The organism is Aeromonas sp. Y318-3 (genome assembly GCF_027706185.1).
In the GTDB taxonomy this organism is placed as follows: Bacteria; Pseudomonadota; Gammaproteobacteria; order Enterobacterales; family Aeromonadaceae; genus Aeromonas; species Aeromonas veronii.
This window is the reverse complement of sequence record NZ_JAPDCN010000001.1, coordinates 74907-93115: the sequence shown is the minus strand read 5'-3', so window position 1 is coordinate 93115 and position 18209 is coordinate 74907. Positions and strand designations below refer to the sequence as shown.

17 protein-coding genes are annotated in these 18209 nt (G+C 59.9%); 14 read left to right on the top strand and 3 right to left on the bottom strand.

The window, feature by feature from the left end:
* Positions 1 to 20 precede the first annotated feature (20 nt).
* From torD to OKB77_RS00490, 3 genes are all read left to right on the top strand, one after another.
* Positions 21 to 689, top strand: a complete 669-nt coding sequence (torD, locus tag OKB77_RS00500) for a molecular chaperone TorD (RefSeq protein WP_128836391.1) — start codon at positions 21 to 23, stop codon at positions 687 to 689.
* A 7-nt stretch (positions 690 to 696) separates the two neighbouring features.
* On the top strand, positions 697 to 1065 hold the full coding sequence (locus tag OKB77_RS00495; protein ID WP_005349490.1) for a hypothetical protein: 369 nt from the start codon (positions 697 to 699) through the stop codon (positions 1063 to 1065).
* 153 nt (positions 1066 to 1218) lie between these two features.
* Positions 1219 to 3663 (top strand): sensor domain-containing protein, encoded by a 2445-nt coding sequence (locus OKB77_RS00490; protein WP_443111788.1) that lies wholly within the window; start codon positions 1219 to 1221, stop codon positions 3661 to 3663.
* 57 nt (positions 3664 to 3720) lie between these two features.
* Here OKB77_RS00490 and OKB77_RS00485 read toward each other — a convergent pair whose 3' ends face one another.
* Entirely contained in the window at positions 3721 to 4002 is a 282-nt protein-coding gene (locus OKB77_RS00485) for a hypothetical protein (RefSeq protein ID WP_225315392.1), read from the bottom strand.
* A gap of 167 nt (positions 4003 to 4169) precedes the next feature.
* Here OKB77_RS00485 and acs point away from each other — a divergent pair, with 167 nt between their 5' ends.
* The 7 genes from acs to OKB77_RS00450 all read left to right on the top strand — a co-directional run bounded on the left by acs (position 4170) and on the right by OKB77_RS00450 (position 12060).
* Positions 4170 to 6116, top strand: a complete 1947-nt coding sequence (gene acs / locus OKB77_RS00480) for an acetate--CoA ligase (protein ID WP_139439974.1) — start codon at positions 4170 to 4172, stop codon at positions 6114 to 6116.
* 288 nt (positions 6117 to 6404) lie between these two features.
* Positions 6405 to 6854, top strand: a complete 450-nt coding sequence (gene aroQ / locus OKB77_RS00475) for a type II 3-dehydroquinate dehydratase (protein WP_005338907.1) — start codon at positions 6405 to 6407, stop codon at positions 6852 to 6854.
* Positions 6855 to 6890: 36 nt separating this feature from the next.
* Positions 6891 to 7349 carry an acetyl-CoA carboxylase biotin carboxyl carrier protein gene (gene accB, locus OKB77_RS00470; protein WP_005338908.1) on the top strand — a complete coding sequence of 153 codons (459 nt, stop codon included), beginning with the start codon at positions 6891 to 6893 and terminating at the stop codon, positions 7347 to 7349.
* A 15-nt stretch (positions 7350 to 7364) separates the two neighbouring features.
* On the top strand, positions 7365 to 8705 hold the full coding sequence (gene accC / locus OKB77_RS00465) for an acetyl-CoA carboxylase biotin carboxylase subunit (RefSeq protein WP_005338910.1): 1341 nt from the start codon (positions 7365 to 7367) through the stop codon (positions 8703 to 8705).
* Between the two features lie 127 nt (positions 8706 to 8832).
* Complete coding sequence (locus tag OKB77_RS00460) at positions 8833 to 9096, top strand: YhdT family protein (RefSeq protein WP_005349483.1); 264 nt, start codon at positions 8833 to 8835, stop codon at positions 9094 to 9096.
* A complete protein-coding gene (gene panF, locus OKB77_RS00455) occupies positions 9086 to 10543 on the top strand; it encodes a sodium/pantothenate symporter (RefSeq protein ID WP_199415957.1) in 1458 nt (485 codons plus the stop codon). The genes OKB77_RS00460 and panF overlap by 11 nt, the downstream gene beginning before the upstream one ends.
* An 89-nt stretch (positions 10544 to 10632) precedes the next feature.
* Positions 10633 to 12060 (top strand): PTS transporter subunit EIIC, encoded by a 1428-nt coding sequence (locus OKB77_RS00450; protein WP_167570464.1) that lies wholly within the window; start codon positions 10633 to 10635, stop codon positions 12058 to 12060.
* A gap of 1 nt (position 12061) precedes the next feature.
* Here OKB77_RS00450 and OKB77_RS00445 read toward each other — a convergent pair whose 3' ends face one another.
* Positions 12062 to 12934 carry a LysR family transcriptional regulator gene (locus OKB77_RS00445; protein ID WP_162504381.1) on the bottom strand — a complete coding sequence of 291 codons (873 nt, stop codon included), beginning with the start codon at positions 12932 to 12934 and terminating at the stop codon, positions 12062 to 12064.
* Positions 12935 to 13034: 100 nt separating this feature from the next.
* On the opposite strand from OKB77_RS00445, the gene OKB77_RS00440 reads away from it, so the two are divergent.
* The 4 genes from OKB77_RS00440 to OKB77_RS00425 all read left to right on the top strand — a co-directional run bounded on the left by OKB77_RS00440 (position 13035) and on the right by OKB77_RS00425 (position 17267).
* Positions 13035 to 14051: a zinc-binding alcohol dehydrogenase family protein gene (locus OKB77_RS00440; protein ID WP_265776133.1), complete on the top strand. Its 1017-nt coding sequence runs from the start codon at positions 13035 to 13037 to the stop codon at positions 14049 to 14051.
* A gap of 537 nt (positions 14052 to 14588) precedes the next feature.
* The gene (gene prmA, locus OKB77_RS00435; RefSeq protein ID WP_005338919.1) at positions 14589 to 15467 is read left to right on the top strand and encodes a 50S ribosomal protein L11 methyltransferase; all 879 of its coding nucleotides are present in this window, start codon (positions 14589 to 14591) and stop codon (positions 15465 to 15467) included.
* 201 nt (positions 15468 to 15668) lie between these two features.
* Complete coding sequence (locus OKB77_RS00430; protein WP_270816796.1) at positions 15669 to 16646, top strand: D-2-hydroxyacid dehydrogenase family protein; 978 nt, start codon at positions 15669 to 15671, stop codon at positions 16644 to 16646.
* A 66-nt stretch (positions 16647 to 16712) separates the two neighbouring features.
* A complete protein-coding gene (locus tag OKB77_RS00425; protein WP_265776135.1) occupies positions 16713 to 17267 on the top strand; it encodes a sugar O-acetyltransferase in 555 nt (184 codons plus the stop codon).
* A 382-nt stretch (positions 17268 to 17649) separates the two neighbouring features.
* Here the strand turns inward: OKB77_RS00425 and OKB77_RS00420 are convergent, their stop codons facing one another.
* Positions 17650 to 18198 (bottom strand): NAD(P)H nitroreductase, encoded by a 549-nt coding sequence (locus OKB77_RS00420; RefSeq protein WP_199415953.1) that lies wholly within the window; start codon positions 18196 to 18198, stop codon positions 17650 to 17652.
* Between the last annotated feature and the right edge of the window lie 11 nt (positions 18199 to 18209).

The window sequence follows — 18209 nt, the reverse complement described above, 5'->3', positions numbered from 1 at the left end:
TTGCCATCCACGGAGGAAAAATGCAGGAATTTATGGCTACCAGCGAACGCCGGGCCGAACTCTACTGGTGGTTCTCCACCCTGTTCGCCGCCGAACTCAGTGATGAGCAGATCGCCGAATATGACACCTATGATGTGCGAAGCTTCCTGAAAAGCCTCTCCACCCTGGATCCGATGCGCGAAGCCGTGGCCGAGCTCAACGATGCCATCGCCCGCCTGCTGGTGCGCCCGGATCGCCAGCTGGAACTCGCCGCCGACTTCGCCGGCCTGTTTCTGGTGGATCCCAAACAGGGCGCCCTGCCCTATGAATCGCTCTACCGCGGCGGTGCCAAGCTACTGATGCAGGCCCCGATGGCCGAGATGCAGGCCCGCCTCGATCGCCTCGGCATCAATGTCAGCGATAAATACAAAGAGCCTGCCGACCATCTGGCCATCGAGCTGGATCTGATGGGCAATCTCATCATCCGCGCGGCGGAAGCCAAGAGCGCGGCCGAGCGGGAACGCTGGCTCGACGAGCAGGAAGCGCTGCTGCACGGTCATCTGCTGGGCTGGTTCACCAAGTTCGAAAGCGCCTGTCGCGCCGCCGACCGGTTTGGCTTCTACGGCGCCAGTGCCCGTCTGCTGGGGGTCTTCCTCAAGATGGATGCCAACTACCTCTCTCTGGTCAAACCGGCACCGTCCGCCGACTGAGCCCGCGATGAAGACAGCCCTGCTTCTGATTGCATGCTGGCTGCTGGCCCTGATCCCGCTGGATCAGGGCATTACTCCCCTGATCGCGCTGCTGTTCAACCCTGATCGCGAGCTCTACGGCACCGCCCAGCTCACCGGCTTTGCCGGCATCCTGCTCACCCTCTACCTTGCCAATCTCGGCGTCGAGGTGGTGTTGCGCCGCCGCTTCCAGATTGCCGGCATGCTGGCGCTACTGGCCGCCTGGATAGACTTCATCAACAGCAGCGGCAGCGAGTCGCACTTCCTGCTGCTCTATCTGCTTGCCCTCCCGTTCCATCTGCTCGGCTGGCTCGTACTGGTGCGCGGCATTCAGGCGTTTGGTCGCCAGAAGGGATAACCACTCGCCCCCTTTTTCCATCCTTTTTATCAGGTTTTTCTGCCTATTCTTGCCGTCAAAACAACCAGATAACTCCGCTTGACTCCCGGCCAAACAGTTCGTGCCATACTGACAACTGATGCAAGTGATAAAACAATCAATGCCGAGGTCATCATGGATGGGAAGCTTTTCAACGCCGACACCGAGGCAATGTTGACCCAGCTGTCAGATCACACCGTCCTGGAACAGCTGATGGATAATGCCCCTCTGGGCATCGGCGTCTTTGACTGCGAATTTCGCTACCGTAAAGTCAATCAGGTGCTGGCCGACATCAATGGCAAAAGCATCGAGGAGCATCAGGGCAAGCACCTCAGAGAGGTGGTTCCCAAGCTGGCACCGACCCTGGAGCCTATGTTTCAGCAGATCATGCGCAGCGGCCTGCCCTACGTGGATATCGCCATCACGGGCCAAACCGCGGCGTACGACAGCAGCTCCCGCCGTTTTCAGGCCACCTACAGCCCGATGCGTGATGAGAAGGGGGAGCTGAACGGTATCCTCGCCATCGTGCGGGACATCACCGAGCAGTACGAAACCGAGCAACGGCTGCAACTGGCAATGCGAGCGGCCCAAATCGGGGTGTGGGAGTGGCACGTGGCGGAGGACAGATTACTGTTCGACGGCCAGATTGAGCCGCTGCTGGGCATTGAGGCCAACCAATTCCACGGCGGGCTGCAAGCGTTCGTCGACTGTTTTGAACCGGAATCCGGCAGCCAGCTCAAGACTGCCCTGCAAAGTCATGACCCCATCCATCTCACCCTGAGCTACCTCACCGCTCTCAACGAGCGCCACTGGGTCGATATTCATGCCGACCATGTCCCCGCCACCGAGTCGGTCGGCCACCGGGTCATGGGGGTCATTCACAATGCTACCGCCCGCCGCCGTCAGGAGGAGCGGCTCCATCAGGCCAACGTGGTATTCGATACCACGGCCGAGGGGATCATCATCCTCGACAGCGAGCACCATATTCTGTCGGTCAACCCGGCCTTCACCATGCTGACCCAATACAATGCCGAGGAGGTGATAGGCCGTACCCCGGATATCATCATGCATCCCAGGCGCTACACTGACCTCGACTATCCCTGGTATCACCTGCGCCCCGGCAACAACGCCTGGCATGGCGAGATGGTTTGTCTGCGCAAGGATGGCAGCTACTTCTCCTCCTGGCAGCAGATCAGCGCTGTCTATGACAACTTCAACAACACTACTCACTATGTGATCGCCCTTTCCGACATCAGCGCCATTCGCAAGGTGGAGGCCGAGCTGAACCACCTTGCCTATCACGATCCCCTGACCGAGCTGGGCAATCGTCATCTGTTGCAGGAGCGGCTGGCCCTGGAGCTGAAAACCGCGCAGCTCAATCGCAAACGGTTGGGGCTGCTCTTTATCGATCTGGATGGCTTCAAGCTGATCAACGACAGCCTGGGCCACGGGGTTGGCGATGAGCTGCTCAAGCGGCTGGCAGAGCGGATCCGCGGCTGCCTGCAACACAACGATCTGGCGACCCGCCTCGGGGGAGACGAGTTTCTGGTGCTGATCCCCTATCTGGAGGAGCCTGACGAGCTGGCGACCCTGGCCAATACCCTGCTGACCGTGTTGCGTGAACCGGTTGAGCTGGCCCATGAGCTAGTGGCGATCTCGGCAAGTATCGGTATTGCCATCTATCCGGATCATGCAGACAGTCCGGAAACCCTGGTCAGCGCCGCCGACAGCGCCATGTACGAGGCGAAAAGTCAGGGGCGCAACGGATTCCAGTTCTACACCCCCTGCATGGCGGCTCGAGCCCGCGAGCGGATGCAGATTGAGCAGGGCCTGCTCAAGGCCCTGGAGCTCGAACAGCTCTGCATCTTCTATCAACCCATGACCAATCTGGCCAGCGGCCACCTGAGTGGACTGGAAGCCCTGCTGCGCTGGCAGCATCCCAATGAGGGAATGATAGCGCCGACCCGTTTTATTCCGGTGGCAGAGGAGTGCGGCCTGATAGAGAAAATTGGGGAATGGGTGATGCGCAACGCCTGCGAGCAGGGACAAAACTGGCTGGCCGCCGGACTGCCGGTGCCCCGCTTGTCGGTCAATGTGTCGGTGCGGGAGATGCGCTCCCCGGGCTATGTTGAACGGGTCGCCGCCATCCTGGCCGAGACCGGATTTCCGCCAGAGCGGCTGGAGATCGAAGTGACAGAGAGCATCATCCAGCGGGTCGAACAGAGTCTGGATCTCTTTACCCGCCTGAAAAATCTCGGCGTGCAGATTGCCATCGATGACTTTGGTACCGGCTTCTCGTCACTGAGTCTGCTCAAGACCCTGCCGATCGATCGCATCAAGATCGACCGGGCGTTTGTGCAGGCATTACCGGAAGACAAGAACAGTCGGGAGCTCTGCCGCACCATCATCAATCTGGCCGACAGCCTGGATATGGAGGTCACCGCCGAAGGGATTGAAACCAAGGCACAACACGCCTTCTTGCAATCACTCAACTGCGGCGAAGGACAGGGCTATCTGTTCAGCAAACCACTGCATGTAGAACATATGGGAGATCGCCTGCATCAACGCTACGTCTCATAGCGGCAGGCAATCATCATCACCAGCCGGGAGGCATCCGCCTCCTGGCTGCCGACCGGATTACCACTCAATCTGCAAGCGGGATTCCCAACCATCATCACGATCATTGAGCATGCGCGTCAGCGGTGATTCGCCAGCATAACGGGGAGCTGGCTCGCTGAAGGTGAGTCTGGTTCCGGGCTCTTTGGCCTGCCATGCATGACCAAGCTGATCAGCCACCCGATCCCGCAGCGCAGGTGAGGCCTCCTGATGGGTGATCGCAAACTCTTTCGGAGGTTCGCCAGCGGGCACTGGCGCATCAAACTGCCAAAGGGATGCACAGAGCAACAGAGAAAACATCATGACCTCCAATTAATCGACACGGCCCCCTTTTACTCAACCACCAATTAATTGTCACCCTTTGTCCTGTAACCAACTGTTGCCGCCTATCCAAAAGTCTAATTGCCCCCCGCAACCAAAGGTATAAGTTGTTAAGAAACCATTAAAAGATCTATTCAAAGGAGTGAGTGATGAGCGAGAGCAAGGTCTACCCGGTCAAACCCCACATCAGCAGCAATGCACTGCTCGACAAGGGCGACTACGCCGCCATGTATCAGGCCTCCGTCGAGGATCCCGATACCTTCTGGGGAGAGCAGGGAAAAATTCTCGACTGGATGAAACCCTATACCAAGGTCAAGAACACCTCCTACGATCCGGGCCATGTCTCCATCAAATGGTTTGAAGATGGCCAGCTCAACGTCTCGGCCAACTGTCTCGATCGCCATCTCGCCGAACGAGGTGACAAGGTCGCCATCATCTGGGAAGGGGACAACCCTGCCGAAGATCGCAAACTCACCTACCGCGAGTTGCACAGCGAAGTGTGCAAGTTTGCCAACGTCTTGAAAGCACAAGGGGTTCACCGCGGCGACGTGGTCTGCCTCTATATGCCCATGGTGCCCGAAGCCGCCATCGCCATGCTGGCCTGTACCCGCATCGGCGCGGTACACAGCATCGTATTCGGCGGCTTCTCGCCAGAAGCGCTGGCCGGCCGCATCATCGACTCGGGCTCGCGCATCGTGATCACCGCCGACGAGGGGCTGCGTGGTGGCCGTCCGGTGCCGCTGAAGAAGAATGTGGATGAAGCGCTCACCAACCCGGATACCCAGGTCAACAAGGTGATCGTGCTCAAGCGCACCGGCGGCAATGTCGCCTGGCACAACCACCGCGACATCTGGTGGCATGAAGCGACCGCCGCCGTCAGCAGCGACTGCCCGCCCGAGGCGATGAACGCCGAAGATCCGCTCTTTATCCTCTATACCTCCGGCTCCACCGGCAAACCCAAAGGGGTGCTGCACACTACCGGCGGCTATCTGGTTTATGCCAGTCTCACCTTCAAATATGTGTTCGACTACCACGAAGAGGATATCTACTGGTGTACCGCCGATGTGGGCTGGGTCACTGGTCACTCCTATCTGGTATACGGGCCGCTTGCCAACGGTGCCACCACCATCATGTTCGAAGGGGTGCCCAATTACCCTGCCACCAACCGCATGAGTCAGGTGGTGGACAAGCACCAGGTCACCATCCTCTATACCGCCCCTACCGCCATCCGCGCCCTGATGGCCAAGGGTAACGAAGCGGTCACCGGCACGTCACGCCAGAGCCTGCGCATCATGGGTTCGGTGGGTGAACCCATCAACCCGGAAGCCTGGGAGTGGTACTACCGCACCATTGGTGATGAGCGCTGCCCCATTGTCGATACCTGGTGGCAAACCGAGACCGGCGGCATCCTGATTACGCCGCTGCCCGGCGTCACCGACCTGAAACCGGGCTCGGCGACTCGTCCCTTCTTCGGGGTGCAACCGGCGCTGGTCGACAACATGGGCGAGCCGCTGGAGGGGGCCACCGAGGGCAATCTGGTGATCACCGACTCCTGGCCGGGTCAGATGCGCACCGTATTCGGCGATCACGAGCGGTTCGAGCAGACCTACTTCTCCACCTTCCCGGGCCGCTACTTCACCGGCGACGGTGCCCGTCGCGACGAGGACGGCTACTACTGGATTACCGGTCGGGTGGATGATGTACTGAACGTCTCCGGCCACCGCATGGGTACCGCCGAAATTGAATCGGCGCTGGTGGCCCATCCCAAGATCGCTGAAGCCGCGGTGGTGGGGGTTCCTCACGAGATCAAGGGTCAGGGCATCTATGCCTATGTCACCCTGATCGCCGGGGAAGAGCCAAGCCGCGAGCTGCATAAAGAGGTGAAGGAGTGGGTGCGCAAGGAGATTGGCGCCATCGCCACTCCGGATGTCATTCACTGGGCGGAGGGGCTGCCGAAGACCCGTTCCGGCAAGATCATGCGCCGCATCTTGCGCAAGATCGCCACCGGCGAGACCGACAGCCTGGGGGATATCTCCACCCTGGCGGATCCGGGGGTAGTAGACAAACTCATCCGCGAGAAGTCGGAAGCAGCCTGATCCCGCTTCGTTTGTTGCTCAACAAAGCCGGCCCTGTGCCGGCTTTGTCGTTTCTTATCTGCCAGCAAACAGCAAGGTGGCGGCGACGAAGTATCTCAGGTCGAAACGTGCAATAAATAGCCAGATGTAGAGATTAGACCAGTAAAATGCTGCTAATTTTCACGAAATCAATATAATTGCGAAATCTGTGTGCCAGGGCACACCGATTTGCGCAGAAAATGGCTAGATTTCTGGTAGTCCACAAGATAGCTGATAGATAGCAGCATTATCATCGAGGATGTACTCAATATGTCGCAAAATCACCGAATTCTCCTGCTCAACGGACCAAACCTGAATCTGCTGGGCAAACGGGAACCGGGTATCTACGGCAGCAAGACGCTTGATGAGATCGTCGCCGATCTGAAGCTTAACGCCAGCGAACTCGGTGTCACTCTGGAACATCTGCAATCCAATGCCGAACATGAGTTGGTCGGCCGCATCCATCAGGCCATGGGCCAGGTGGATTTTATCATCATCAATCCAGCCGCCTTCACCCACACCAGCGTCGCCATTCGCGATGCGCTGCTGGGTGTCGCCATCCCTTTTATCGAGGTTCACCTGTCAAACGTCCATGCCAGGGAGCCGTTCCGTCATCACTCCTATCTGTCTGATGTCGCCAAAGGGGTCATTTGTGGTCTGGGGGCCGATGGCTACCAATTCGCTTTAACCGCGGCCGTGCACCATCTGCGCGCGGCTTGATAATCACTGATCAGATAAAGAAGAAAGAGAATGCTAATGGATATCCGCAAAATCAAGAAGCTGATTGAACTGGTTGAAGAGTCCGGCATCGCCGAACTGGAGATCTCCGAAGGTGAAGAGTCCGTTCGCATCAGCCGCAACTTCTCCGGTCAGGTGACCACCGCCATGCCGCAGATGATGATGCAGCAAGCCGCTCCGGTTGCCGCACCTGCCGCTGCCGCCCCGGTTGCCGCCGCACCGGCCGCAGATGCCGCCCCGAGCGGTCACCTGATGCGCTCCCCGATGGTTGGCTCCTTCTACCGCTCCTCCAGCCCGGATGCCAAGCCGTTCGCGGAAGTGGGTCAGCAAGTCAATGTCGGCGACACCCTGTGCATCGTCGAAGCCATGAAAATGATGAACCAAATCGAGTCTGACAAGGCCGGTGTGATCAAAGCGATCCTGGTTGAAAATGGTCAGGCCGTCGAATTTGACGAGCCGCTGTTCATCATCGAATAAGGGAAATCGCCACCCATGTTGGACAAAGTAGTCATCGCCAACCGCGGTGAAATTGCCCTGCGGATCCTGCGCGCCTGTAAAGAGCTCGGGATCAAGACAGTGGCCGTTCACTCCACCGCCGACCGGGAGCTCAAACATGTGCTGCTGGCCGACGAATCCATCTGTATCGGCAGACCGGCCAGTACTGAATCCTACCTCAACGTCCCGGCCATCATCGCCGCAGCCGAGGTAACCGGTGCCGTGGCCATCCACCCGGGTTACGGCTTCCTCTCCGAGAACGCCGATTTCGCCGAAGTGGTCGAAAAATCCGGCTTCATCTTCATCGGCCCGCGCGCCGAGACCATTCGCCTGATGGGTGACAAGGTCTCCGCCATCGAAGCGATGAAGAAAGCGGGCGTACCGTGTGTACCGGGCTCTGACGGCCCCGTCGACAACGACGCCAAGCACAACGCCGCCATTGCCAAGCGCATCGGCTATCCGGTGATCATCAAGGCCGCCGGTGGCGGTGGTGGTCGCGGTATGCGCGTGGTGCGCAATGAAGCGGAACTGGCGGGCGCCATCGCCCTGACCAAATCCGAAGCAGGCCAGTTCTTCAAGAACGACATGGTTTACATGGAGAAGTACCTGGAAAACCCGCGCCACATCGAAATTCAGGTGTTGGCAGACGGCCAGGGCAACGCCCTCTATCTGGGCGAGCGTGACTGCTCCATGCAGCGTCGCCACCAGAAAGTGGTGGAAGAGGCGCCGGCACCCGGCATCACCGCCGAAATGCGCAAGTTCATCGGCGAGCGCTGTGTGCGCGCCTGTATAGAGATCGGCTACCGCGGCGCGGGTACTTTCGAGTTCCTGTACGAGAACGGCGAGTTCTATTTCATCGAGATGAACACCCGTATTCAGGTTGAGCATCCGGTCACCGAGATGGTCACCGGTATCGATCTCATCAAGGAGCAACTGCGCATCGCCGCCGGTCAGCCCCTGTCGATCACCCAGCAGGATATCCGCATCCGTGGCCATGCCATCGAGTGCCGGATTAACGCCGAAGATCCGGCCACCTTCATGCCCTCTCCGGGTCTGGTTCAGCGCTTCCACGCGCCGGGTGGTCTGGGCGTGCGTTGGGACTCCCACATTTATGCCGGTTACAAGGTACCGCCCCACTACGATTCAATGATCGGCAAGCTGATCTGCTACGGCGAGAATCGTGACATTGCCATCGCCCGCATGCGCCATGCGCTGGACGAGCTGGTGGTGGAAGGGATCAAGACCAACGTACCGCTGCAAAAAGAGATCATGAAAGACGAAAACTTCCAGCACGGTGGCACCAATATCCACTATCTGCACAAGAAGTTGGGTCTGTAAGGATCGCTGATAGAGACCGGACTTCCGATGGAAGTCTGCTCCGCAAGGAGCCTCTGCTGAAAAAGGGCCATGGCGACATGGCCCTTTTTTGTTATCCTTGCGCCCCTCAAATTTGTCGGAGGCCAAGGTGAACCGTTTTGCTCTCGCCCGCCGGGAAGCAGCTTTCTGCCTGCTGCTGACCCTGTTCTACTTCTTTGCCTGGTATGGCACCGCCTATTTTATCCCGCTCCAGCTGGAGTTGTGGGGGCTGCCGCTGTGGTTCCTGCTCAGTTGCATGGTGATGCCGCTGCTGTTCATTCTGCTCTGCGCCCTGATGGTGAACCGGCTGTTTGTGGAGATCCCCCTCGATACCCACTCCCCTTCCGGCAAGGAGTCATCCCATGAATCTTGAGTTGATGCTGCCGCTCGTCATCTATCTGGTGCTGGTGCTGGGGGTGGGTTTCTGGGCCAGCCGCCATCGCGCAGAAGGCAACTTCGTGCAGGAGTACTTCATCGGCAACCGCAGCATGGGCGGGCTGGTGCTGGCGATGACGCTAGTGGCTACCTACACCTCGGCCTCCTCCTTTATCGGCGGACCGGGCGCGGCCTACAAGATTGGTCTGGGCTGGGTGTTGCTGGCGATGATCCAGCTGCCCACCGTCTGGCTCACTCTGGGGGTGCTTGGCAAGAAGTTCGCCATCATCGCCCGCCGGGTCAATGCGGTGACCATCAACGACATGCTGTGGGCCCGCTACCAGAGCAAGGCGGTGGTGATCCTCGGCTCCATTACTATCATCCTCGCCTTTATCGCGACCATGGTGGTGCAGTTTATCGGCGGCGCTCGCCTGCTGGAGACCGCCACCGGCCTCTCCTACCAGCAGGGGTTGATGCTGTTTGCCAGCTGCGTACTGCTCTACACCATCATCGGCGGTTTTCGCGCCGTGGTGATGACCGATGCCCTGCAGGGGATCATCATGCTGATCGGCACCGGGGCCCTGCTGGCGGGGATTCTGATTGCCGGTGACGGCCTGCCGAACCTCATCCACCAGCTCAGGGAGATCGACCCCAAACTGGTGAGCCCGCAGGGGGCCGGCGACATGTTGACCCAGCCCTTTATGCTGAGCTTCTGGATCCTGGTCTGTGTCGGGGTGGTGGGACTGCCCCACTCGGCGCTGCGCTGCTTTGGTTATCGCGACAGCAAGGCGCTCCATCGCGGCATTCTGATCGGCACAGTGGTCAGCGCCCTGCTGATGTTTGGCATGCATCTGGCGGGTGCCCTTGGCCGCGCCATCCTGCCGGGCATGGACAGCCCGGACAAGATCATGCCCTCCCTGATGATGGAAGTGCTGCCCCCCTGGCTGGCCGGGGTCTTTCTGGCGGCGCCGATGGCGGCCATCATGTCCACCATCGACTCCCAGCTGATCCAGGCTTCCGCCACTCTGGTGAAAGATCTCTACCTCAACTATCTCAATCCAAAGCAGGAGAAGCTGGAGGTGCGCATCCCCCGCCTCTCGCTGCTCTGCACCCTGATCTTGGGCAGCCTGGTGCTGCTGGCGGCGTTGCAGCCCCCCGAGATGATCATCTGGCTCAACCTGCTCGCCTTTGGCGGTCTGCAGGCGGTGTTCCTCTGGCCGCTGGTGCTCGGTCTCTACTGGTCACGGGCCAACGGCCCGGGCGCGCTGGCCAGCATGGTCAGCGGCATCGTCTGCTATGGGGTACTCAGTCAGTGGGGGATCAAGCTGGCTGGCCTGCACGCCATCGTGCCAAGCCTCACGCTGGCGCTGGTGGTCTTTATCACGGTCAGCCTGCGGACGGCACCGCCATCGCGGGAAGTGCGCGAGCTTTTCGGGCAGAAATAATAAAAATATAAATTAGGGGTTCCAAAACTATCCCCAAATAGGTGTTTTCCGGTTAAACTGTGCGCCAAGTCACAGAACGTAGCCGCTGTATGCCCGTTAAAGCCACTCGACAAGTCGTTACTCAAGCCCTGCAGCGGCTCGGTTATGCCCTGCTGCTGCCCGTCTCCATCCTGCCGATGGCGGCGCTGATATACCGGCTTGGTCAACCCGACGTGCTCGATTTGGCGGTGCTCTCCCTCACCGGTCAGGCGATCTTCAGCCAGATGCCGCTTATCTATGCGGTGGCGATCGCCTTTGGCCTGAGTCGGCAAGAGCTGGGCGGACAGACGCTGGCGGGTGCGGTCAACTTCCTGCTGCTCAGCACCGCCTTCAATACGCTGGCCCCCAACCTGCACGCCGACATGATCTGCGGCCTGCTGGCGGGGCTCACCACCGCCATCATCTACCCCTGGGTACACCAGCAAACCCTGCCCCGCTGGCTGCAGATCGCCAAGGGGGAGTTTCCCAGCCTGCTGGTGTCGGCCTTGGCCTGTCTGCTGATTGCCATCCCCCTCTCGCTGCTATGGCCGCCGCTGGAGCGCGGGCTGACCCTGCTCACCTCCGAGCTGCTCACCACGCCGTTTGGCGCCTTCTGCTACGGCACCCTCAACCGACTGCTGATCCCGCTCGGGCTGCATCAGGTATTGGGCAGCGTCATCGGCCTTGGCGAGAGCAACCTGCAGGCGCTGGCCACCGCCCAGCCCCTTCATGAAGGGTATGTGGCCGGTCTTTACCCCATCATCATGTTCGGCCTGCCGGGCGCCTGTTTTGCCATCTGGCTGCACCGCCAGCGGATGCAGCGGCTGCCACAGGGCGGGCTGCTGCTCACCCTGGCGCTCACCTCGGCACTGGTGGGTATCACAGAGCCTATCGAATTTCTGTTCGCCTTTACCGCCCCCTGGCTATTTCTCGCCCACGCCCTGCTGACCGGGCTATCGCTCGCTGTCTGTAGCGGGCTGGGGATCAAGGTGGGCAGTTACTTCTCCGCCGGTCTGCTGGATCTGGTGCTGAGCTATCAGGCTGGGGAGCACAGCTTCTGGCTCATTCCGGTCGGTATCCTGTTTTTCGTCGCCTACACCCTGCTCTTTTACCAACTGCTGGAGCGCGCCCCCCTCAGCATGCCGAGCAAGCCCATCGCGGTGGAGCATCCGCGCCTTGCCAGCGTTGCCCCCTCAGACCCGCAGATGCTGGCGATCCAGTACCTCAAGGTGCTGGGCGGGATGGACAATCTGGTGGCGATGAGTGTCTGTATCACCCGCCTCAGCCTGCGGGTGCGCGATATTTCACTGGTGGATGAATCTCGCCTGCTGGGCCTGGGCTGCCTCTCCTGGATCCAGCTCAACGAGCACCAGCTGGTGCTGGTGCTGGGCCCCAGCGCCAGCCTGATTGAAGGGCAGATCCGCATGCTGGCGGAGCGCCAGTCGGTCCCCCTTGGCCTCAAACCCAATCAGGAGTCGGCCAGCCAGAGCAGCTGGTAACTCAGGCGAACGGCAACCGCTCGGCCACGAAATCCATCAGGGTGCGCAGGGCGGGGGCCAGATGCTCACGACTCGGATAGATTAGGTAGAACGGGTTGGCCGGAATGGGCTGATCCGGCAACACCTTCTGCAGCCGCCCCGCCGCCAAATCCCCTTCACAGACATGGTGGGGCAACAGGGCAATCCCCCCGTCATGAAGCGCCATCTCCCGCAGCGCCAGCAAGCTGTTGCTGACACAGGCCCCCTGCGGCCGCCAGCCACCCTCCTGCAATGGCCACACCGGCATGGCCGAGTGCACCAGACAGGCATAACGGCCCAGCTCGCTCAACTGTTGTGGCATGCCGTGGGCCGCCAGATAGGCGGGCGCTGCCACCAGATGACGCGCCACCTGACCGATACGCCGACAGATAAGGCTGGAGTCTTTCAGCGGCGCCGCCCGCAGCGCCAAATCATAACCTTCCCCCACCAGATCGAGCTGATCGTCGCTCAGGGTCAGCTCCAGCACCACCTCGGGATAGAGGGCGCGAAACTCGGCGAGGATCCGGCCAAGCAGCAGGGTGCCGGTCGCCTCGGGGGCAGTGATCCGCACCCGCCCCGCCGGGGCCGAGCGCAGCCGTGCCATCGCCAGATTGGCGCTGCGGGCCAGTGCCAGCAGCCCCTGACAGTGCTCCACATAGAGCTCCCCCTGCGGGGTCAGGCTCAACCTGCGAGTGGTACGCTGCAACAGCCGCACCCCGAGCTGGGATTCGAGCCGCGAGATCTTCTGGCTCACCGACGACTTGGGCATACCGAGCAGCTCGGCGGCCCGGGTAAAGCTCCCCTGCTCCACCACGGTGGCAAACAGTCCCATCAACTCGAGATCGACATTGTTCATATATTCAAACAGTCTTTACCGATTACCCATCTTAATCTTGATAATCAACCAGACTAGAGTGAGTGGCAATCCCGAACACAGCGATTTGAAAGGAAAAACCATGAAAGCCATTGCCCTGACTCACTATTTGCCAAGCGACCACCCCGACTGCTTCATCGCCGCCAACCTGCCCGATCCGGTTCCGGGCCCGCGGGATCTGCTGGTGCGGGTCACCGCCACCTCCGTCAATCCGGTGGATACCAAGGTGCGCTCGCCCAAGGCAAAAATTGAAAGCTCGCCCCGGGTACTGGGCTGGGATGCGGTGGGGGAAGTGATCGCCACCGGCAGCGAAGTCACCCTGTTCAAGGCGGGCGACCGGGTCTGGTATGCCGGTGATATCAGCCGCCCCGGCAGCAACAGCGCCCTGCAACTGGTGGATGAGCGCATCGCCGCGATCGCCCCCACCAGCTTGAGCGATGTGGAGGCCGCCGCCCTGCCGCTCACCGCCATCACCGCTTGGGAAACCCTGTTCGAGCGCTTCGCTCTTACCCGCGAAAGCCGTGGCAAACTGCTGATCATCGGCGGCGCCGGTGGCGTGGGCTCCATCGCCATCCAGCTGGCCCGCCAGCTCACCGGCATGGAGGTGATTGCTACCGCCTCCCGCCCCGAGAGCCGCGAGTGGTGCCTCGAAATGGGCGCCCATCAGGTTGTGAACCACCACAAGTTGCAGGAGGAGCTGACCACCCTTGGCATCACTCAGGTCGATGCCATCTTCTGCACCAACGCCACCGCCGAGCACTGGGCCACCATGGCAGGGCTGATCCGCCCGTTTGGCCATATCTGCACCATCGCCGAATCGAGCGAGCCGTGGGATCTCTCCCTGCTCAAGAGCAAGAGCGTCACCTTCAGCCAGGAGTTCATGTTCACCCGCTCCCTGTTCCAGACGCCTGACATGATCGAGCAGCACCGCTTGCTCGGCCGGGTGGCGGCACTGGTCGATGAAGGGGTATTGCAGACCACCCTGACCAGAACCATCCCCTCACTGACCCCGGTCACGCTGGCTCAGGCCCACGCAGAAGTGGAAGCGGGACGCATGGTGGGCAAACTGGTGATCGACATGAGCGGCTTTGCCAACTAAGCCCTCCAACGCACCATGATGGGATAAGTTCACCAAGGAGATGCCCCAAACGGGCACAATCAGCGGCACTCATGACAGCCTGTGGCAGGCCAACGTCCGACAATCAGCCAAAAAAGAGGCCATTTCGCGAGAAATGGCCTGAATACCTGAACATTGGGGTAACAATCACACACATATCCTTATGCAGGACATATTAGTCTTTGCATCTGGCATGCCAACAGCAGCATGAATGCGCCAAAACGGCGTCAGCCCGTCCTTGAGCAAGGTGCCGACCTTGCTCTTTTTTTGTCTGGCAGACTGTTTACCAGGCAAACAAGTGCAGATAAAAAAATGCCACCCGAGGGTGGCAGTGAAAGATGACGGAACTTGAGCAAAGCGTTCAGCGAAAACCGGTCGTCTTCGCCTGCATAGAGCAATACAGGAACCGTGCCAATCCGGCAAAAGCCCCCGAATCCCTCCACGTCATGGGCAAACCACGACAGCACTGCCCCATGATGGTAGAATCTCGCGGTTTCACATTTATGAAGAGTCGACGCCATGCCCTGGATACAAATTCGAATCAACGCCACTGCCAAGACCGCAGACAAGGTGAGCAACATGCTGCTGGGGCGTGGAGCCCAGGCGGTGACCTTTATGGATGCCAAGGATGTGCCCGTCTATGAACCCATGCCCGGTGAAACCCCGCTCTGGGGTGAGACCGAAGTGATGGGGCTGTTCGATGCCGAAACCGATCCGGCCCCCACTATCGCCTTCTTCCAGCAGATCTTCGGCGAAAATGTCGGCTACAAGGTCGAGCAGCTGGAAGACAAGGACTGGGTGCGAGAGTGGATGGATCACTTCCACCCCATGCAGTTTGGCGAGCGCCTCTGGATCTGCCCGAGCTGGCGCGATGTGCCGAACCCCGATGCAGTCAACGTCATGCTGGATCCGGGTCTGGCCTTCGGTACCGGTACCCACCCCACCACCGCCCTTTGCCTGCAGTGGCTGGACGGCCTCGATCTGACCGGTAAAACCGTGGTCGACTTTGGTTGCGGCTCCGGCATTCTCGGCATCGCCGCCCTGAAACTGGGTGCTGCCCGCGTCATCGGCATCGACATCGACCCGCAGGCCATTCAGGCCAGCCGCGACAACGCCGCGCGCAACGGTGTCGCCGACCAGATTGAGCTCTATCTGCCAGCCGACCAGCCGCAAGACGTCGAAGCGGACGTAGTGGTCGCCAACATCCTGGCCGGCCCGCTGCGCGAACTGGCTCCGCTGATCGCCGGCCACGGCAAAGCGGGCAGCCTGATGGCCCTCTCCGGCGTGCTGGAGAGCCAGGCCCCGGAGCTGGAAACTATCTACGGCCAGTGGTTCGAGATGGACCCGACCGCAGTCAAGGAGGAGTGGTGCCGCCTCTCCGGCCGCAAGCACGGCTAAGCGCGGGCAACATAGACGCCAACCTCATGCCATCAGGGCTCCCGTTCGGGGGCCCTGATTGTTTTGGCCTGCCGGGCTATTCCCGGTCCGTGGACATGGGCTTGATTGCACTCCCTTCTGACTGTGTTCATTTGAAAACAACAGATGCATTTATTCCGGTAAGATAGCGGTCCGAGCCAACGTAAGCGAGAAGGATTTCTTATGCGGATTGCCATTCTGGATGACTATCAGGATCAGGTGCGCCACCTCCCCTGCTTTGCCCTGCTGGCGGGTCATGACGTCACAATCCTCAACCAGAGCGAACCAGATCCAACGCGCCTTGCCGCCCTGCTGGAAGGAATGGAAGCACTGGTGCTCATCCGCGAGCGTACCCGCATCGACGAACAGCTGTTGATACAGCTTCCCACCCTTAAACTCATCAGCCAGACCGGCAAAGTCAGCCAGCATATCGACCCGGCACTATGCCAGCAGTACGGCGTTGCCGTGGCAGAAGGGATCGGCAGCCCTATTGCTCCCGCCGAGCTCTGCTGGGCGCTCATCATGGCAGCCTCCCGCCATATACCTGCTTACAGCCAGGCGTTAAGCCAAGGCCAATGGCAGCAATCTGGTGACCTCGGTTTGGGACGCACGCTGCATGGACTGACGCTCGGCATCTGGGGCTACGGCAAGATAGGCCAGCGGATCGCCCGCTATGGCAAGGCATTTGGCATGTCAGTACTGATATGGGGCAGTGAGGCTTCGCGCAGGCAGGCCGAGCTGGATGGCTATGCCTGCGCCTCCAGCAAGGAGGCTCTCTTCAGTCAAGCCGATATCCTCACGCTGCATCTGCGCCTAAGCGAGGCAACCTGCGGCGCTGTTACCCGCGCAGATCTGGCCCGCATGAAAGTTGACTCTCTGCTGGTCAATACCAGCCGTGCCGAACTTATCGAGCCGGGCGCCCTCTATGCAGAGCTAAGTACCCATCCTGGGAAACGGGCCGCGCTCGATGTATTTGACATCGAGCCGGCGACACAGGGAAGCGAGCCCCTGCTGCGTCTGCCCAACGTATTGGCGACGCCTCATCTCGGCTATGTGGAGCAAAACAGCTACGAACTCTACTTTCGCGTGGCGTTCGAGAATGTGCTGGCCTTTGCCGAAGGCAGACCTGCCAACCTGGTTCTGCCCATATCGGGTGGATGATCACGTTACTTCTGCCGTATTGGCGCCAATATCCAAATCCCTGGCAGATAAAGGAAAGCAACCTTCATGATCGAATACCAGAAGATGATCAGCAGCCAACCGTACAACTGCATGGCACCCGAGCTGGCCCAGTTGCGCCGGGAGGCGGCCCAGCGCTATCGCCGTTTCAATCAGGCGGAAGATGAGGCTGAGCAGCGGGCACTACTGGCGGAGCTGATTGGCGAATTGGCAGAGAACGCCTTTATCTGCCCACCCCTCTACTGCACCTATGGCCGTCATATTCAGCTTGGTAAGGACTCCTACATCAATATGGGGGCGACCCTGCTGGACAATGCCCCCATTCGCATCGGCGCCCATGTGATGATTGGGCCAAACGTGCAGGTCTATACCGCAGCCCATGCACTGGAGGCCGACGAAAGGATTCAGGGCACAGAGACGGCGCTGCCGGTCACCATTGAAGACAAGGTCTGGATTGGGGGCGGCGCCATCTTGCTGCCCGGCATCACCATAGGGCGGGAGGCGATCGTCGGCGCGGGCGCCGTAGTCACCAAAGATGTACCGGCCGGTGCTCGGGTAGTCGGCAATCCGGCCCGGATCCTGCCAGCCAAAAACAGAGCATAAGGCAGCCAACCGGGTTGTATGCCGATACCGCCATCAACTCACAACAGCCCCGACACCCCATAAAAAAATAAAGCCCAATGTCACGAAGACGTTGGGCTGTTAAAAGGTGCTACGGAATTGCGACTCTCATCGCAGAAAAATTAGAAGGAGTGCCCTTCTAAACTGGCAGGGAGATATTAGCGAATGCGCAAACGTTTTACATAGTGAAATACAACAGGATTGCGAGGTACATCGCACTATTTAAATAATTACCTGCTAGGGCGCGCGAAGCCTCTTTGACCCATTTATTTTCCCCAATTTCTCTGGTTACTATTCACGGTTAAACAGAAAAGCCCCGATTTCTCGAGGCTTTGCTTCTCTCAACCGCGACATGGCCGAAAAGTCAGAAACGGCGGACAAACTCATCGAGCGGCAGTTCGCGCAGTTTACGTGCTTCCAGCATGGGAGTACCGAGATAGAGGAAACCCACCAGTTGATCCTCTGCCGCCAGCCCCAATCCCTTGTTGATCTGCTCATCGAAGATAAACCAGCCGGAGCGCCAGATACCGTTGAAGCCCTGTGCCTGCGCCGCCATCTGCATCGCCATCAGGGCACAACCGGCAGAGAGCTCCTGCTCCAGTTTCGGCACCTTGGGGTGATCCTGATAACGGGTTGCCACGGCGACGACCAAGGGCGCCCGCAGTGGCGCTTCGCTGCACTTTTTGATGCTCTCTTCATCTTCGCCACGGGCACGGGCGGCGTCCGCCAACAGCTTGCCCAGCCGCTCGCGCCCCTCTCCTTCAAACAGAATGAACTGCCAAGGGGTCAGGGTGCCGTGATCCGGCGCACGCAGGCCCGCCTTCAAAATATTGTCGAGCACCTCACCACTGGGGGCGGGTGTGGTCAGGCGGCCACAGGAGTGGCGGTTGAGCAACAGGGTGAGGGCATCCATGGGCAATTCCT

What these genes read in the sequence shown, in the direction of transcription:
- OKB77_RS00490 (WP_443111788.1), top strand. Translation starts at nt 1,219, where the DNA reads ATGGATGGGAAGCTTTTCAACGCCGACACCGAGGCAATGTTGACCCAG.
- OKB77_RS00495 (WP_005349490.1), top strand. Translation starts at nt 697, where the DNA reads ATGAAGACAGCCCTGCTTCTGATTGCATGCTGGCTGCTGGCCCTGATC.
- torD (WP_128836391.1), top strand. Translation starts at nt 21, where the DNA reads ATGCAGGAATTTATGGCTACCAGCGAACGCCGGGCCGAACTCTACTGG.
- OKB77_RS00425 (WP_265776135.1), top strand. Translation starts at nt 16,713, where the DNA reads ATGATCGAATACCAGAAGATGATCAGCAGCCAACCGTACAACTGCATG.
- OKB77_RS00440 (WP_265776133.1), top strand. Translation starts at nt 13,035, where the DNA reads ATGAAAGCCATTGCCCTGACTCACTATTTGCCAAGCGACCACCCCGAC.
- OKB77_RS00450 (WP_167570464.1), top strand. Translation starts at nt 10,633, where the DNA reads ATGCCCGTTAAAGCCACTCGACAAGTCGTTACTCAAGCCCTGCAGCGG.
- OKB77_RS00485 (WP_225315392.1), bottom strand. Translation starts at nt 4,002, where the DNA reads ATGATGTTTTCTCTGTTGCTCTGTGCATCCCTTTGGCAGTTTGATGCG.
- panF (WP_199415957.1), top strand. Translation starts at nt 9,086, where the DNA reads ATGAATCTTGAGTTGATGCTGCCGCTCGTCATCTATCTGGTGCTGGTG.
- OKB77_RS00420 (WP_199415953.1), bottom strand. Translation starts at nt 18,198, where the DNA reads ATGGATGCCCTCACCCTGTTGCTCAACCGCCACTCCTGTGGCCGCCTG.
- aroQ (WP_005338907.1), top strand. Translation starts at nt 6,405, where the DNA reads ATGTCGCAAAATCACCGAATTCTCCTGCTCAACGGACCAAACCTGAAT.
- accC (WP_005338910.1), top strand. Translation starts at nt 7,365, where the DNA reads ATGTTGGACAAAGTAGTCATCGCCAACCGCGGTGAAATTGCCCTGCGG.
- accB (WP_005338908.1), top strand. Translation starts at nt 6,891, where the DNA reads ATGGATATCCGCAAAATCAAGAAGCTGATTGAACTGGTTGAAGAGTCC.
- prmA (WP_005338919.1), top strand. Translation starts at nt 14,589, where the DNA reads ATGCCCTGGATACAAATTCGAATCAACGCCACTGCCAAGACCGCAGAC.
- OKB77_RS00430 (WP_270816796.1), top strand. Translation starts at nt 15,669, where the DNA reads ATGCGGATTGCCATTCTGGATGACTATCAGGATCAGGTGCGCCACCTC.
- acs (WP_139439974.1), top strand. Translation starts at nt 4,170, where the DNA reads ATGAGCGAGAGCAAGGTCTACCCGGTCAAACCCCACATCAGCAGCAAT.
- OKB77_RS00445 (WP_162504381.1), bottom strand. Translation starts at nt 12,934, where the DNA reads ATGAACAATGTCGATCTCGAGTTGATGGGACTGTTTGCCACCGTGGTG.